Consider the following 14,586-nt stretch of genomic DNA (forward strand, 5'->3'; position numbering starts at 1 on the left):
GGCGTCGGTGCGCCGGTCGACGGGCCTGGGGGAGATGTCGTGGCGAGTGAGGCCGCTTCGGCGGCGGAGGGAGCGCGGGTGCCGCAGCAGGCGCGCTCCCGTGCCACGAGACGCGCCCTGCTCGCCGCGGCGGGAGAGCGCTTCGCGATCCAGGGCTTCCACGGCACGGCGCTCAACGACCTGGTGGGGGACGGCGTCCCGACCAAGGGTGCGCTCTACTTCCACTTCGCGTCCAAGCACGCCGTCGCCGAGGCACTCGTCGCGGCGATGAGTGAATCGTGGGACCAGGTCCTGCCTGCGGTCCGTCGAGTCGCCGGTGACCGTCTCGAAGCGCTGGTCCTCCTGACCGACGCCGTGATCGTCCGTCTCGACGACCCGATCGTGCGCGGTGCCGGCCGCCTGTTGCGCGACCGCATCGTCGCCACGCCGACGCTGGCCGAGGTCATCGCCTGGTGGCGTGACCAGGCCGAGGAGTTGCTCGCCGACGCGCAGACCGACGGCCTGCTGCGCCGTGGGGCGGACCCGGGCTGGATCGCCGACGAGGTCGTCGCCAGTTTCGCCGGCCGGGCGACGGTCGCCGATCCGGGCGGCGACGCAGCACCCCTCTGGGACCTGATGAACGAGTTCTGGGCCGGTTTCCTCCCGTTGATCGCCGCTCCCGCGTGGCGCGAGCGCTGGATGGCGCAGCCCTGGCGGCAGCGCCGGCGTCCTGTCGGTGTGGGTCCGCACGACATCGACCGCCTCGAGATCCACGGGATGGGCAGTCCGGTCGGCGCCTCGGGGGCCACCGCTGGTCAGAACCCTCGCTGACCTTCGCCGGCCTCTCCGAGCGAATCAGGACGCGAGCCTGATGGGCGCCGCTCCCTCCTCGAGGCGCCGGTCCCGGAGGACCCCGACGATCCCGGGTCGGCCACCGGGGCCCCGCTCCGCCGGCGCTCAGCTCCGCCGGAGTGCTTCGGCCAGGCGGCGCAGGTCGGGGAGCAGGGGATCGCCCTTCGCCACGAGGACCTGCGCGCACACGTGGTCGGCGCCGGCGTCCAGGTGCTCGTCGAGCCGTGCTGCGACCGCGTCCGGCTCGCCGTGGGCGACGAGGGCGTCGATCAGGGCATCGCTGCCCCCGTCGGCGATGTCGGCGTCGGTCCAGCCGAGACGCTCCAGGTTGCTGACGTAGTTGCGCAGCCCCAGGTAGGGCTTCTGCACGGCGGGGCGGCCGATCCCGCGCGCGGTGGCGGGGTCGGGGTGCAGGACGACCTTGTTCTCCGGGGCGAGCAGGACCCCGTCGCCGAGGATGTCGCGGGCCCGGCGGGTGTGCTCGGGGGGAACGAGGTAGGGGTGCGCGCCCGCTGCGCGCTCGGCGGCGAGGCGCAGGACCTTCGGGCCGAGTGCCGCGAGCACCCGGCGGGAGACCGGGACCTCGGCGGCGTCGAGGGCATCGAGGTACTCGACGACCGTGGCGTAGGGGCGGGTGTAGTCGCTGGTGGCCTCCGGGTGGCCGACACCCACGCCGAGCAGGAAGCGGCCGGGGTGCTTGGCCTCGAGCCGGTGGTAGGAGGCGGCGACCTCGTCGGCGGGGGTGGACCACATGTTGACGATGCCGGTCGCGATCACGAGGTGGTCGGTGGCGTCGAGCAGCGACTCGGCGAGGGCGAGGTCCCCGGGAGGGGAGCCGCCGATCCAGATCGTGCCGAACCCCAGCGACTCGACCTCGCGGGCCAGCTCGGGGTCGAGCTGCCACGCTCCCTGCCAGATGCCGTACCGGCCCAGATCCATCGACATGATCGTTAGCTCCTGATGTCGGGTCGTCGTGCTCGGCGTGCGGGTCAGACTGCCGACGCGGCGAGGGGAGCCTCGTCGCGGACCCCTCGCCCCGCCTGCGGGGCGAGGAGCTCGAGGGCGCGGTGCTGCTGGTCCTCGTCGACCGCGGCGTTGACGAGCATGAGCTCGTCGGCCCGGACCTCCTGGGCCAGCGCGTCGAGCCCGGCGACGACCTCGGGCCCGGTGCCCACGAGGGTGCGGGCGAGCATGCCGAGGACCTGGCGCCCGGAGGGGTGCTCGCGGAGCTCGACGAGCTGCTCGTCGGACAGGTCCCGGCCACGGCCCAGGATCGAGCGCAGCCACTCCAGCTCGGTCCGCCGGTACTGCGCGGTGGCGGTCTCCGCGTCGTCGGCGGCGACGACGTTGGCGGCCGCGATGAAGTGCGGCGTCGCGTCGGGGCCGGCGAGGGACCGGGAGGCATCGAAGCGGTCCCGGTAGATCGTGGCCGCCTCGACGAGGGCCTCCGGGGCGAAGTGCGAGGCGAACGCGTACGGCAGGCCGAGGTGGGCGGCGAGCTGGGCGCCGTAGAGCGAGGAACCGAGGATGTAGAGGGGGACCCCGCCCGCGTGGTGCGGGTAGGCCTGGACCCCGGGCACGGTGGTCTCGCCGGTGAGGTAGCCGTGCAGCTCGACGATGTCGGCCGGGAAGTGCTCGGAGGCGGCGGCCCCGCGACGCAGGGCCTGCATGGTCGCCCCGTCGGTCCCGGGCGCCCGGCCCAGCCCGAGGTCGATCCGCCCCGGGAAGAGCGTCTCGAGCAGGCCGAACTGCTCGGCGATCACGAGCGGCGAGTGGTTGGGGAGCATGATCCCGCCGGACCCGACACGCAGGTTCGTGGTGTTCGCGGCCAGGTGCTGGATGTAGAGCGACGTCGCCGAGGACGCGAGCCCGGGCATGTTGTGGTGCTCGGAGACCCAGAGCCGGTGGTAGCCGAGGCCGTCGGCGGTGCGCGCCAGGCGCACGCTGCGGGCGACACCCTCGGCGGCGGTCTCGGCGGGGCGGACCCGGGCCAGGTCCAACAGGGAGAGCGGGACGGACGTCGCCACGGCGGTCCTCTCGTGGTCGTGATGGGCTCGGAGCCGCGCCCACTCGAGCGGAGGCTCCCTCCATTTACGGTACACGGAGGCCGCCTCCGGTAACCTGCCCGCAGTGGCCACCCACGGGGGTCGACACGCAACGGCAGGGGAGGACGCACATGGCGGACACCGACCGGCCGATGCGCTCCGACGCGCGGCGCAACCGCGAGCTGCTGGTCGCGGTCGCCCGGCGGCACCTGCGGCGGCACGGCGTCACGACGTCGCTGGAGGCCATCGCCCGGGAGGCCGGCGTGGGTCCGGGGACGCTCTACCGACACTTCCCCGACCGGGACTGCCTGGTGGCCGAGGTCCTCCGGGTGGAGAACGACGAGCTCCGCGCGGCCGGCGAGCGCATTGCACGGGACGTCGGGCTCGCGGAGCGACTCGACGCCTGGTTGGGCGAGGTGGAGAGACACGTCGCGAGCTACCGCGGTCTGTCCGGCCCGCTGGTGGGGGCGTTGGAAGGTGGGCAGCCGACCCCGCTCGGCCTCGCGTGCGAGGAGATGATCGCCACCACCACGAGGTTCCTCGCCGAGTCCCAGCAGGCCGGGGTGGCGAGGCCGGAGGTCACCGCCCACGACCTCGTGGGGTGCGCCGCCATGCTGGCCTGGCTCGGCTCGACCGGCCCCCAGGGGACCCAGCAGGCCGACGGGGCACGCGACATCCTCCGACACGGCTACAAGGTCTCCGGCTGACCGACGTCCTCAGGTGTCAGGACCGCGAGCTCGCTGAGGCGCACCGTGACGTGCCGGCCCGGGGCGGACACCGATCAATGGACCAGGGCGGACACCCCGAAGGCAATGGCCAGGAACAGCAGCATCCGTCCGACGAGGACAGCAAGGCCGAAGGCGGTGACGGACATCCGCGTCGCGGCTACGGCGAGCGTCAGCGGATACAGCGGCGGGATGAACACGCAGGCCGAGAGGAAGACGACCGCCACTCCCCACCGGGATTCACCGAGAAGCCCCATCATGCGGTCCGACCGGACTCGGACCGTCGTCCGGACCTTCCCGGCCGGTTTTCGGGGGCGGTCGCGCATCCGCCGGACCCACCCGGAGGGGGCGCCCCGCCGTAGTCCGAGGACCACGCCGACCTTCCCGATGCTCTGGCCGAGGGCGCAGCCGGTCGCCGCCGTGACCTCTTCGGCGAACCCTCCGATCTGTGACGCCACGATGTAGATCTCGCTGTTGAAGATCGGGATCAGTGCGGACAACACGCCGTACGCGGTCGAGCCCACGAACTCCAGGAGCAGCTGCCAGCTCATACCGTCTCCAGGATCGCCTGCTTGTCGACACGGACGCGTTCTACCTCCGCGTCGTGGCGTCAGGGATCACGAGAGACGGATCACCGAAGCTGCCGCCTGCCGGGCCCTCCACGTCGTCGAGCATCGTCCTCTCCCCTCGGGGACGCCGTGTGCCGTTCATCCTTCTGTGGAGCCGGTCCGGTCGAGCACGGCGCCGTCGTGGCCGTAGGGCTTCGCCGCGAGGAGCGTGATCGAGATCGTCTGCCCGTCGGGGAGCCGGCAGGTGCGGGTGTCGCCGTCGCGCGCGCCGAGCACGGCCCGTCCGATGGGGGAGGCCGGCGAGTAGACCTCGATCTCGGAGTGGGCCGGGACGTTGCTCTCTCCGAGCAGGAACGTCTCCGTCTCCGGGGCGTCGTCGATGCTGACGGTGAGCACCATGCCCGGCCCGGCGATGCCGTCGTCCGCCGGTGCGGTGCCGACGGTCGCGCCGAGCAGGAGCTCCTGGAGATGGCGGATCCGCCGTTCCCGCCACCGGTGACGAGCTCCGGCGTCGTCGTCGACGTCGAGTCGCGTGCTGTCCGAGCGGTGGCTCAGCAGGAGCCGCTCGAGCTCGGTGCGGGCCTGCTGATGGCCCTGCGCGCTCAGCCACGCTCCGCCGTCGATCCCCACGATGCGCCTCCCTGTGGCTGCCCGGCGTGAGCTCGCCGGAGCGCGGAGTCCGCCTCCGTCGCCTCAGGATGCGGCCCCGGCCGCGAGCGTGAGTTGTGCGCTCCGGCCAACGACTTTCGGAGGCTTTGTCCGCGACGGACAACGAGTCCTCCTGCGGTCTCGGCCATCGTCGGAGAGGTCTCTGGTGTCGTAGGGAGGTCGGCCATGTCGGGGTTCGGTGGCGACATCACGCCGCGCAGTGCGGTCGTCGTCGGGGCAGGAGTCGTCGGGCTGTCGACGGCGTGGTTCCTGCAGGACCGTGGTGTCCACGTGACGGTGGTCGACCGTGACGAGGTGGGCAGCGGCGCCTCGTGGGGCAACGCGGGGTGGGTGTCGCCGGGGCTCGCGCTCCCGCTGACGTCGCCGCACGTGCTGGGGGAGGGGTTGCGGGGGCTGTTCGATCCCCATGCTCCGCTCAGCGTCCCCGCGCGGCCGGACCCGCGGCTGTGGACCTTCCTGCTGCGCTTCGCCGCCCACTGCACCACCCGACACCGGCGTCGGGCGCTCGAGGCCTCCTTGCCTCTCCTCGTCGAGAGCCTGGCGGCCTACGACACGCTGTCCCACGAGGGCGTCGACGTCGGGGACGTCGAGTCCCCGATCGTCGCGGGGTTCTCGGATCCCCGAGCGGCCGCGGGCTTCCGGCGCGAGCTCGCCCTCGTGGAGGCCGTCGGTGTGCCGGTGTCGTCCCACCACCTCGACCGGGCGGAGCTGCACGCTGCGCGTCCACAGCTCTCGGACCGCATCGTGGCGGGGGTGCGGGTCGACGGGCAGCGCTTCCTCGACCCTGCGCGGTTCGTCGACCAGCTGGCCCACGCCGTCATTCGGCGCGGCGCCACCATCCGGTCCCGGATGACCGTCTCGGCGCTCCGGGTCGACCGGGGTCGCGTCCTCGTCCGCGCGGACGAGGGCCCGCCCATCGGCGCGGACGTCGCGGTGCTCGCGACCGGCGCGCACCTCGGCGATCTCGCCCGCCACCACGGTGTGCGCCTCCCCGTGCGCGCCGGGCGCGGCTACTCGTTCACCGTGCCGACCGACGCCCCGGTACCCGGGCCGATCTATCTGCCGCACGCGCGCGTCGCGTGCACGCCGTACCGGGGCCGCCTCCGGGTGGCGGGCACGATGGAGTTCCGCGCGGCCGACCGACCGGCCGACGCCACCAGGGCCGACGCCGTCGTCGCCTCGTTGCGCGACCTCCTCACCGGGGTCCGCTGGGACGAGCGCAGCAGCCCCTGGGTGGGTGCCCGCCCCGTCACCACCGACGCGCTCCCGCTCGTGGGCGCCACGCGCCGGCCCGGCGTCTACGTCGCAGGCGGCCACGGCATGTGGGGCGTGACCCTCGGGCCGGTGACCGGACGCCTGCTGGCCGAGCAGATCACCACCGGGAAGCAGCCGCCCGCGCTGCTCCCGTTCGATCCCTTGCGCTGACCCCGACCGACCCGAGGCCCGATGGGAGGCCCGACGTGCTCGACGACCGAGAACGCGCGATGTTGCTCGACATCGAGAACCACCTGCTCGCCGAGGACCCCGGGTGGTCCACGGCCTTCTCCACGTACGCGTGGCGGGCCCGGCGGCAGCGCACCTTCGAACTGGCGTTCCACGCCGTGGCTTCCGTGGTCTTCGCGGCCCTCGCGCTGCTGATGGTCGTGGCGCAGGCCCCGGGCCCTGCGGTGTTCTTCGCCGCGGTGGTCGTCCTGTTCATCTGGCTCCTGCACCGACTCCGACGGGCGCCGGTGCTCGCGGGTCCCGGCGCCGCCGGTGCACCGCCGTCGCCGCCCGGGCGGACGTGAGCTACGAGAGCTGGTCCTCGTCCGTCGCGGCGAGGGCGATGATCAGGGCGAGTCGCTGGTCGGGGTGATCGGTGGCGAGGGGAGTGGCCTCGTCCATCTTCCGCAGGCGGTACCGCACCGTGTTCGGGTGGACGTCGAGGGTGGCCGCGGCGACACCGATGTCCCCGTGGGCGGCCAGCCAGGCCCGCAGCGTCTCGACGTGGTGTGTCCCGTGGCGCCGGTCGTGGCGCTGGAGCTCCGCCACCGGACCGCGCTCGGGCATGCGGCCCGCGGCGGTGACGGCACGCAGACGGCGGAGCACGATCCGGTCCCACGACTCGTCGTACGCCACGGGCGGGAGCTCGGGATGGGCGGCGTGCAGCGCCAGGCACTCGTCGGCCTCGCGGCGGCTGGCCGGCAGCAGCGGGGCCTCGGCCGGACCGCCGATCCCGGCCACCAGGCCCACGTGGGCGGGGAGACCGCCGCGCACCGACGCCAGCCAGTCGCGCGCGGTCCCGACGGTGTCGTCCCCGGCGGGGAGCAGGGTGTAGACGGTGTTGGCGAACAGGGCACTACGGCCCGGCCGGGACCAGCCGAAGCCCGTCGTGACGTGCTCGAAGGCCAGCAGGACCCCGGCGTGCTGCTCGTCCTCCACGTGCGCCTGCAGCGCCACGACGCGCAGGCCGTGCCGGGGCAGCCCGAGCTGGCTGATCATGGCCGGGGCGTCGCCGATGCCCTCGAGCAGGCGGGTGACCAGGTCGGACTCCACCTGACGCTCCAGGTCCGCGCTGGCACGTGAGCGCAACAGGTGCAGCGCGGCGGTCCGGGCGCCGTCCTCGAGCACCCGGCGACGCGCGGCGTCGAAGGGGACGGCGGTCTCGACCCACAGCGAGCCCAGGAGCTCCCGGCCCGCGCGCACGGCGATGACCATGCGTCCGCCGAAGCCGTGCCCCGCGGAGGGCTCGACGAACAGGGGCTCGTCCGAGGCGGCGAGGTGGCGGAACACCCCGCGCTCGGCGAAGAGCTCCCGGACGCGGTCGGGCAGCCGTCGCCCCAGGATGGTCTGCGAGCGCACCGTGTCGACGACGTCGTCGGAGCTCGAGTAGGCCAGCACGCGGGAGAGCTGGTCCTCGATCACGACCGAGGAGTCGCGGAGCGCGGCGGCGAGGGTGTCGGCCAGGGCGAACAGGTCGGTCGGGCCGCGGCCCGACTCGGTCTCGCGACCCTCGAGGACCAGCCCGTAGGCCAGCCCCGTGAGGTGGCTCCACGAGACCTCGGGGTCGGCCAGCACGACGGCGATGCCCGCGTCCTCGGCCGCCGCGGAGATCGCGGGTTCGAGCGGCGCCGGGGCGCGGACGAGCACCACGGCCGCGTGCGCCGAGGCGGCCAGGTCGACCGCCTCCGCCGTCGAGTCGACCCCGACGGCCAGGAAGACGTCGCCGGTGGCCGTGCGCGGATCGGTCGGGTCGTGCACGACCAGGCTCCGCAGCATGACCTCACGCCCGCGGGCTCCGCCGGCGAGCCGGGTGCCGCTGCCGGCCAGCACGTTGACGAGACGATCCAGGGTGATCATCTGTCGACTCCCGACAACGTGGGGCCATCCAATTGTTCGACTCTACAACCAGGGCTGGGCACCTCGCGGCCATCCTCGGTGGTGAGGGCGGCGTTGCCGCCTCGCGACGAGCAGTGCGACGTGAGTGGGAGGAGCGCGGTGATGGGGAGCGTGGCGACGGGTCAGGACGTGCGGGCGATGGCCACCGCCCACCTCGAGGAGGAGGCACGGCGGTTCACCCGTCGGACCCGGTTCTCGATGGCGGTGGAGGGCGTCCTCGCGCTGGCGCTCGGTGGCGTCGGCCTCGGTGTCCTGGACGCCGGGGATGCCGCCACGGCGACGGTGGCCGGCGTCCGGCTCGGCCTGCCCCAGTTCGCGGTCCTCGCCGCGGTCGGACTGGCGATCCTCGTGACCCTGCGCCACCCCGCGTGGCTGCGCCGCGTCGCGGTGTCCAAGGCGGCCGTGGCCGCGGCGATGTTCGCCGCCGGTGCCGTGTACCACCCGGTGGGTGCCTGGGACATGAACCTGGCCGGGATCTTCCTGCCGGTGGTGATCGCCCTGGCCGGCTTCGTCCAGTTCGTGTTCCTCGGCAGCGCCCACTTCGTGTCCGAGCCCAGCGACGTGCCGTAGGGGCGCGGCGACCGCTGCGCCCGTCCGCGGGATGTGCTCGCGAGGCAGAGCCGAGAGGGTGGGGGAGTACCGAGCAGGCCCCCCGAGGGGGCCACGGGAAGGTGGTGGACCGCGATGGCCGACCCCGGCACCACGACAGCGCCGGCACCGGAGGACGCGCTGATGCCGGCCGCCTTCCTCGGGCACGGGAACCCGATGAACGCGCTGGCGGTCAACCGCTACACCACGGCCTGGCACTCGCTGGGGGCCGCCGTGCCACGTCCACGCGCGATCCTGGTGATCAGCGCGCACTGGTACATCAACGCCACCGCCGTCACCGTCATGCCGCGACCGCGCACCATCCACGACTTCTACGGCTTCCCGGCCGAGCTCTTCGACGTCCAGTACCCGGCACCGGGACTGCCCGAGCTCGCCGACGAGATCAGCGAGATCGTCCATCCGACCTGGGTCGGGGCCGACGTGGACAGCTGGGGGATCGACCACGGCACCTGGTCCGTGCTCCTGCACGCCTTCCCCGACGCCTCGATCCCCGTCGTGCAGCTGAGCATCAACGCCGACAAGCCCTTCGACTACCACCTCGCGCTGGGCGCGAAGCTCGCCCCGCTGCGCCGGCGCGGCGTGCTCGTGATCGGCAGCGGCAACGTGGTGCACAACCTGCGGGCGATGGACTGGCGCCTCGCCGACGACGGCTACGACTGGGCGCGGCGGTTCAGCGACGTCTCGCGCGAGCGGATGCTGACGGCGCCCACGGAGTTCGCCTCGCTCGACGCCCACGCCGACTTCGGGCACGCGGTGCCGACGCCGGACCACTTCATCCCGGCCCTGTACTTCGCCGGGATGGCCGGGGCGAGCACCGACCCGACGATGGACGTCCTCGTCGACGGGTACGCGTACGGGTCCCTCTCGATGACCGCCTACACCCTCGACGCCTCCTGCGCGGGCGGGTCCGGCGGGGTCGCCATGCCCCGGCCACCGGCGGAGCTGCCGCCCGACGCATCGAACATCTGAGGGATCGGTCGAGGCGCTCGGGTCAGGCCGGTTCGGGCTCGGGGCGTGTCGTGGTCCGGCGCGCGTGGGTGGAGAACACCCAGAGTCGCAGCACGACGAACCGCACCGAACCGACCGCCCCGGTCACCGCAGCGATGAGCAGCAGCTGCGCCCACCAGGCATCGCTCACCACGGGTTCGAGCACCGCCAGGGCGGTGGCGGTGGCGATCAGCCCGGCCGCCGCCAGTCCGCCGCCCTCCCATTGCGCCGTCCACCAGCTGACCCGTTCCCCGGCGTGGAAGGTGAGCCGCCGGTGAAGCTCGTTGGCCAGGACGGACGAGACGACGGCGCCGGTCAGGTTGGCCAGCTGGATGCCGAGCGGGCGCAGCAGCAGGAACAGACTGAAGTAGACCAGCGAGCTGATCACGCCCACGGTGACGAAGCGGACGAGCTGAGCGGCCGGGTCGTCGCCGTGCAGCCGGGCCCGGGTGCCGCACAGGGCCACCTGCCAGGGCTGCGACCCCTTCGGGCACAGCCGGCACGAGCTCGCGACGGACACTCACCCACGGTACGTCGAGCCACCACGCCGCTCTCCCGAGATCCACGGCAGGCGAAGGGCGGTTGCTGGTGCCGGTCAGGCCCCGCCCGCGTCGAGTCGCGCGCGGACCGCCTCCAGGCGGGCGGCCAGCTCGGTCTCGTCGATGACGTTGCGGGCGACCAGCGAGTGCGCCAGGGCGACGAGCTGGTTCTCCGGGTGGGGCAGCGAGGCGTACACCTCGCGGGTGATGCGGTCCTCGTCGTCGCGACGGGTGAGCACGGGCAGCGCCGCCCCCTCCTCGTCGAGCGCGTCGCACATCGCGTCGAGGCTGGATTTCCAGGGCGGCACCGCGTGGGTGACGCCGTACTCCGCGGCCACCCGTTCCCAGACCTGGTCGTGCTCGACGATGTGTTCCAGCGTCCGGACCCGGACGGAGGCGATGTCGTGGTCGGTCGTCATGTCCTGTTCCCGTGGACTATTCGCTCGTCACCGGACGGATCGCGGGGTGCACCGGGCGGACCGCGTTCGAGGTCACCCCCGGCTTGGGCAGGGCGACACCGATCAGGCAGTCGCGGGTCACGATCTCCGCGAGCTGCTCCTCGCTCCACCCCTCCGTACCGTCCGGCCGGACCGGAAGGACCATGAACCTGTGCTTCGAGTTGGAGTCCTCGACGCGGACCTCGACGTCCTCGGACAGATAGAGGCCGAACTCCGCGAGCACCTGCCGCGGCCACCGCACGATGCGGCGACGGTAGTTCGGCGTCCGGTACCACTCCGGCGACATGCCCAGGATCGGGCGGGGATAGCAGGAGCACAGGGTGCAGACGATCACGTGGTGCAGCGTCGGGGTGTCCTCGAGCACCTCGAACGCGGTGAAGTCACTGGGGGTGCCGAATCCGGTCGGGTGGAGCCAGTCGACGCCCATCTCGCGGGAGGCGGTGATGGCATCGTCGAGCGCCAGCCGTCGGAACTCCGTATCGAGCCACGCCTTGGCGACGAATCGGGATCCGGCGGCCGGCTCGAGCTGCTCCACGTGCTCGGTGTAGCGCCGGTGGTCCTCGGCGGTGAACAGGCCCTTCTCGATGGCGAGCTCCCGTAGAGCGATCTCCAGCACCTCGAAGTCGGTGACCTCCTCGACCATCGGTGCCGTGCCGGCGTGCTGGTGCGTGTCGTGCCCCGACCCGTTCAGGTGCGTGTCCGTCATCCGTGTCCCCCTCCTCGTCCCCGCGGCGCGCGCCCGCGGGTTAGACCGCCGGTCGGAGCCACCGCTCCGAGATCTCCGCCTGGAGCGTGTCGTTCGGAGGGCCCGTGTACGCCGTCCACAGGTCGGCCATCCGGAAGCGCACGATGTAGAACCACTCCGATTCCTGGTCCTCCCGGTCGAACGCCTCGTCCTCCGGCGCCAGGCTCTCGTAGGAGACCTTGGCGACCGTGCCGCTCGCGCCCCTCAGGTATTCCTGGGTGCGCGTGTAGAAGATCGTGGGTAGCTCGCGCACGAGCACCGCATCGCCGACCGCGAACCCGGGCGTGCCCGCCGTGTCGGCGAAGCACTGCGGATCGCCCTTGCCGACCGCGTCCACGTGATGGTGGTTGCGGGCGACCACCTCGGTGTCCCCGGTCGTGCGGGGTGCGGCGTCGAGAGGGCCGCTGATGCCGCCGGCGTACCGATCCCGGACCTCGCCCACCCGCTCGATCAGCTCGCCGAGCGTGATGTGCCGCTTGTCGACCAGGCAGCGGGCGATCGCCCACAGCCAGCGGCCGTAGTAGGGCAGGCCGAGGTAGTTCGTCCGTCCGAGGTCGACGTTGCCGATCCTCCTGCGTTCCTCCGAGGTCCAGATGCCCCGCCAGCCCAGGACCTCACAGGTGACGAAGGTGTTGAGCTCCCATTGCTCCTCCTCCTTGTCCTCGAACAAGGCAGGCGGGTCCGGCTCACCACCGACGTCGTGCGGCGTCTTCATGTAGGCCCGGAACGCTCCATGATCGACCTGATCCGGATACGCCCAGTCCTGGACACGGTGGAACGCCACACGCAACTGACTCGAAAGATCGTTCAGGACAGAATTGCCCACGACGCCCCCCGCTGAAAGGCCCTCTTCGCTACTCCAAACGCGAGTTGAGCGTAACGTGGAGCACGTCACCCGGGGAAGTGCGCGAACGGCTGTATCGGCGCCCGGATGGCGTATCGACGCCGTCGGGCCGCAGGCCGCAGGCCGCACCCGCCGACGGCCGCTGCCGCTGCCCCGTCAGGGAGTCGCCAGCATGCCGCCGTCGCAGCGCAGCACCGTGCCCGTGATGTACCCGGCCGGGGCGCTGCAGAGGAACGCGGCGGCCGCGCCGAACTCGGCGGGGTCGCCGTACCGCCCCACGGGGATGGTGCCGCGGACCTGCGCCTCGACCTCCTCGCGCGAGCGGCCCGTGCGTTCCGCGGCCGCCGTGTCGACCTGTTCCGCCCGCGCCGTCGCGATGCGCCCGGGCAGCAGCGAGTTGACGGTGACCCCGGACGGCGCCACCTCCGTCGCGAGGGTCTTGAGGTAGCCGGCCAGCGCCGCGCGACCCAGGTTCGACAGCGCGAGCCCGGGGATGGGGGCCTGCACACCGCTGGAGCTGATGCTCAGGACGCGACCCCACCCTCGGTCGATCATCCCGGGCAGCGCCCGCTCCAGCAGGACCTGGTGGGGCGCGACGAGGGTCGCGATCGCCGTCCGGATGCCGTCCGGACCGACGTCCCGGGCGGAGCCGGGCGCCGGGCCCGGGCCGTTGAGCACCAGGATGTCGGGCTCGCCGACCTGCTCGACCGTGGCCGCGTACAGCCGCTCCGCGCCGCCCTCCTCGACCAGGTCCACCGCGATCCCCACCGCACCGGGCAGTCCGGCCGCGGCGTCGCGGACGCGCTCGTCGGACCGTCCGCTGACGACCACCGTCGCGCCGTCGTGGGCCAGGGCCGACGCCGTCGCGAGGCCGAGGCCCGAGGTGGAGGCGCAGACGAGTGCCGTCCGCCCCGCGATGCCCAGATCCATGTCCGCTGCCTTCCCGTCGTCCGACCTGTGGGGTCAGTCGGCCAGGTCGGGGCGGCCGCGTCCAGCCCGGGCCGGGTCATGCCAGGACCCCCACGCGGCGCGCGCTGCTCGTACCGTCGAGCGCGTGGACCACCGCCCCGACAACCTGAGGACCACACCGTGAAGACCGCGAAGCTGGGCGACCTCGAGGTCAGCCGCATCGGCCTGGGAGCCATGGGCATGTCCCACGGCTACACCGGGGCGGGTAGCGACGACGACGAGTCGATCCGCACCATCCACCGCGCCCTCGACCTGGGTGTCACGTTGATCGACACCGCCGAGGTCTACGGCCCGTACGTCAACGAGGAGCTGGTCGGCCGCGCGATCCGGGGCCGGCGCGACGAGGTCGTGCTGGCCACCAAGTTCGGCCTGATCTCCCACACCGGGGGACAGGGCGCCGACTCGAGCCCGGACAACGTCCGTGCGGCGGTCGAGGGGTCGCTGCGGCGGCTGGGCGTCGACCACATCGACCTCTACTACCAGCACCGCGTCGACCCGGGCACCCCGATCGAGGAGACCGTCGGCGCCCTGGCCGAGCTCGTCGAGCAGGGCAAGGTCCGCCACATCGGCCTGTCGGAGGCGTGGACCGACACGATCCGCCGCGCCGCGGCGACCCACCCGATCGCGGCGCTGCAGTCGGAGTACTCGCTGTTCACCCGCGACCAGGAGGAGATCCTGCCGCTGCTGCGCGAGCTCGGCATCGGTCTCGTGCCCTACTCGCCGCTGGGACGCGGGTTCCTCACCGGGCAGATCCGGTCGATCGAGGACTTCGCCGACGACGACTTCCGCAAGGACAACCCGCGGTTCGTCGGGGAGGCCTTCCGGCGCAACCTGGCCCTCGCGGACGAGGTCCAGGCCGTCGCCACCGAGGCAGGCGCCACCCCTGCGCAGGTCGCCCTCGCGTGGCTGCTGAGCCGGGGCAGCGACATCGCGCCGATCCCGGGCACCAAGCGGGTCGGCCGGGTCGAGGAGAACGCCGCGGCCGACGGCGTCGAGCTCACCGACGAGCAGCTGCGCCGCCTCGACGCGCTGCCCCCGGCCGAGGGTGGGCACCACACCGAGGAGCAGATGCGGCTCATCGAGCGCTGAGGAGCGCACGACATGGCCCGGGGTTCGTCGCCCCCTCGGTAACCCCCGACGCCCGGGCGACGACACAATGACGACCGCGTTCGCCCCCTGACCCCGGGTCGACGCGCTGGAGGGGCAGTCGCTCGACTG

17 protein-coding genes are annotated in these 14,586 nt (G+C 73.0%); 7 read left to right on the forward strand and 10 right to left on the reverse strand.

All coding sequences use genetic code 11. The features are described 5' to 3' along the window. Nucleotides 1-78: 78 nt before the first annotated feature. Complete coding sequence (locus OG774_RS01805; RefSeq protein WP_328306230.1) at nt 79-810, forward strand: hypothetical protein; 732 nt, start codon at nt 79-81, stop codon at nt 808-810. 126 nt (nt 811-936) lie between these two features. On the opposite strand, the gene OG774_RS01810 is transcribed toward OG774_RS01805, so the two are convergent. Both OG774_RS01810 and OG774_RS01815 read right to left on the reverse strand, forming a co-directional pair. Next, nucleotides 937-1,776 (reverse strand): LLM class F420-dependent oxidoreductase, encoded by an 840-nt coding sequence (locus tag OG774_RS01810; RefSeq protein WP_328306231.1) that lies wholly within the window; start codon nt 1,774-1,776, stop codon nt 937-939. 44 nt (nt 1,777-1,820) lie between these two features. Then, nucleotides 1,821-2,858 carry an LLM class flavin-dependent oxidoreductase gene (locus OG774_RS01815; RefSeq protein WP_328306232.1) on the reverse strand — a complete coding sequence of 346 codons (1,038 nt, stop codon included), beginning with the start codon at nt 2,856-2,858 and terminating at the stop codon, nt 1,821-1,823. Nucleotides 2,859-3,007: 149 nt separating this feature from the next. On the opposite strand from OG774_RS01815, the gene OG774_RS01820 reads away from it, so the two are divergent. Continuing rightward, on the forward strand, nt 3,008-3,583 hold the full coding sequence (locus tag OG774_RS01820; protein WP_328306233.1) for a TetR/AcrR family transcriptional regulator: 576 nt from the start codon (nt 3,008-3,010) through the stop codon (nt 3,581-3,583). A gap of 74 nt (nt 3,584-3,657) precedes the next feature. Here OG774_RS01820 and OG774_RS01825 read toward each other — a convergent pair whose 3' ends face one another. After that, nucleotides 3,658-4,152 carry an exopolysaccharide biosynthesis protein gene (locus tag OG774_RS01825; RefSeq protein ID WP_328306234.1) on the reverse strand — a complete coding sequence of 165 codons (495 nt, stop codon included), beginning with the start codon at nt 4,150-4,152 and terminating at the stop codon, nt 3,658-3,660. Nucleotides 4,153-4,308: 156 nt separating this feature from the next. Continuing rightward, entirely contained in the window at nt 4,309-4,800 is a 492-nt protein-coding gene (locus OG774_RS01830; RefSeq protein ID WP_328306235.1) for a GreA/GreB family elongation factor, read from the reverse strand. Nucleotides 4,801-5,004: 204 nt separating this feature from the next. Here OG774_RS01830 and OG774_RS01835 point away from each other — a divergent pair, with 204 nt between their 5' ends. Continuing rightward, complete coding sequence (locus tag OG774_RS01835; protein WP_328306236.1) at nt 5,005-6,264, forward strand: NAD(P)/FAD-dependent oxidoreductase; 1,260 nt, start codon at nt 5,005-5,007, stop codon at nt 6,262-6,264. A 35-nt stretch (nt 6,265-6,299) separates the two neighbouring features. Continuing rightward, nucleotides 6,300-6,626 carry a DUF3040 domain-containing protein gene (locus OG774_RS01840; RefSeq protein WP_328306237.1) on the forward strand — a complete coding sequence of 109 codons (327 nt, stop codon included), beginning with the start codon at nt 6,300-6,302 and terminating at the stop codon, nt 6,624-6,626. 1 nt (nt 6,627) lies between these two features. Here OG774_RS01840 and OG774_RS01845 read toward each other — a convergent pair whose 3' ends face one another. Then, complete coding sequence (locus OG774_RS01845) at nt 6,628-8,178, reverse strand: PucR family transcriptional regulator (protein WP_328306238.1); 1,551 nt, start codon at nt 8,176-8,178, stop codon at nt 6,628-6,630. Between the two features lie 141 nt (nt 8,179-8,319). Between OG774_RS01845 and OG774_RS01850 the strand changes: the two genes are divergently transcribed. Further along, entirely contained in the window at nt 8,320-8,787 is a 468-nt protein-coding gene (locus OG774_RS01850; RefSeq protein ID WP_328306239.1) for a hypothetical protein, read from the forward strand. Between the two features lie 114 nt (nt 8,788-8,901). Beyond that, nucleotides 8,902-9,795, forward strand: coding sequence for a 4,5-DOPA dioxygenase extradiol (gene ygiD / locus OG774_RS01855; RefSeq protein WP_328306240.1), 894 nt, complete (start codon nt 8,902-8,904; stop codon nt 9,793-9,795). 22 nt (nt 9,796-9,817) lie between these two features. Here the strand turns inward: ygiD and OG774_RS01860 are convergent, their stop codons facing one another. The 5 genes from OG774_RS01860 to OG774_RS01880 form a co-directional block, all read right to left on the reverse strand. Then, complete coding sequence (locus tag OG774_RS01860; protein ID WP_328306241.1) at nt 9,818-10,333, reverse strand: GtrA family protein; 516 nt, start codon at nt 10,331-10,333, stop codon at nt 9,818-9,820. Between the two features lie 75 nt (nt 10,334-10,408). Further along, on the reverse strand, nt 10,409-10,771 hold the full coding sequence (locus OG774_RS01865; protein WP_328306242.1) for a hypothetical protein: 363 nt from the start codon (nt 10,769-10,771) through the stop codon (nt 10,409-10,411). Nucleotides 10,772-10,787: 16 nt separating this feature from the next. Continuing rightward, nucleotides 10,788-11,516: a thiocyanate hydrolase subunit gamma gene (gene scnC, locus OG774_RS01870; protein ID WP_328306243.1), complete on the reverse strand. Its 729-nt coding sequence runs from the start codon at nt 11,514-11,516 to the stop codon at nt 10,788-10,790. A gap of 40 nt (nt 11,517-11,556) precedes the next feature. After that, entirely contained in the window at nt 11,557-12,381 is an 825-nt protein-coding gene (locus OG774_RS01875; protein WP_328306244.1) for an SH3-like domain-containing protein, read from the reverse strand. A gap of 174 nt (nt 12,382-12,555) precedes the next feature. After that, nucleotides 12,556-13,329 (reverse strand): SDR family oxidoreductase, encoded by a 774-nt coding sequence (locus tag OG774_RS01880; RefSeq protein ID WP_328306245.1) that lies wholly within the window; start codon nt 13,327-13,329, stop codon nt 12,556-12,558. A gap of 159 nt (nt 13,330-13,488) precedes the next feature. Here OG774_RS01880 and OG774_RS01885 point away from each other — a divergent pair, with 159 nt between their 5' ends. Beyond that, entirely contained in the window at nt 13,489-14,457 is a 969-nt protein-coding gene (locus tag OG774_RS01885) for an aldo/keto reductase (RefSeq protein WP_328306246.1), read from the forward strand. The last annotated feature ends 129 nt before the right edge of the window (nt 14,458-14,586 follow it).

It is taken from the genome of Actinomycetospora sp. NBC_00405, from assembly GCF_036044095.1.
Taxonomy (GTDB): Bacteria; Actinomycetota; Actinomycetes; order Mycobacteriales; family Pseudonocardiaceae; genus Actinomycetospora; species Actinomycetospora callitridis.

Bases quoted from the DNA above. Each gene is read 5' to 3' on its own strand.
- OG774_RS01810 (WP_328306231.1), bottom strand. From the start codon at position 1,776: ATGTCGATGGATCTGGGCCGGTACGGCATCTGGCAGGGAGCGTGGCAG.
- OG774_RS01820 (WP_328306233.1), top strand. From the start codon at position 3,008: ATGGCGGACACCGACCGGCCGATGCGCTCCGACGCGCGGCGCAACCGC.
- OG774_RS01825 (WP_328306234.1), bottom strand. From the start codon at position 4,152: ATGAGCTGGCAGCTGCTCCTGGAGTTCGTGGGCTCGACCGCGTACGGC.
- OG774_RS01835 (WP_328306236.1), top strand. From the start codon at position 5,005: ATGTCGGGGTTCGGTGGCGACATCACGCCGCGCAGTGCGGTCGTCGTC.
- OG774_RS01845 (WP_328306238.1), bottom strand. From the start codon at position 8,178: ATGATCACCCTGGATCGTCTCGTCAACGTGCTGGCCGGCAGCGGCACC.
- OG774_RS01850 (WP_328306239.1), top strand. From the start codon at position 8,320: ATGGGGAGCGTGGCGACGGGTCAGGACGTGCGGGCGATGGCCACCGCC.
- ygiD (WP_328306240.1), top strand. From the start codon at position 8,902: ATGGCCGACCCCGGCACCACGACAGCGCCGGCACCGGAGGACGCGCTG.
- OG774_RS01865 (WP_328306242.1), bottom strand. From the start codon at position 10,771: ATGACGACCGACCACGACATCGCCTCCGTCCGGGTCCGGACGCTGGAA.
- scnC (WP_328306243.1), bottom strand. From the start codon at position 11,516: ATGACGGACACGCACCTGAACGGGTCGGGGCACGACACGCACCAGCAC.
- OG774_RS01880 (WP_328306245.1), bottom strand. From the start codon at position 13,329: ATGGATCTGGGCATCGCGGGGCGGACGGCACTCGTCTGCGCCTCCACC.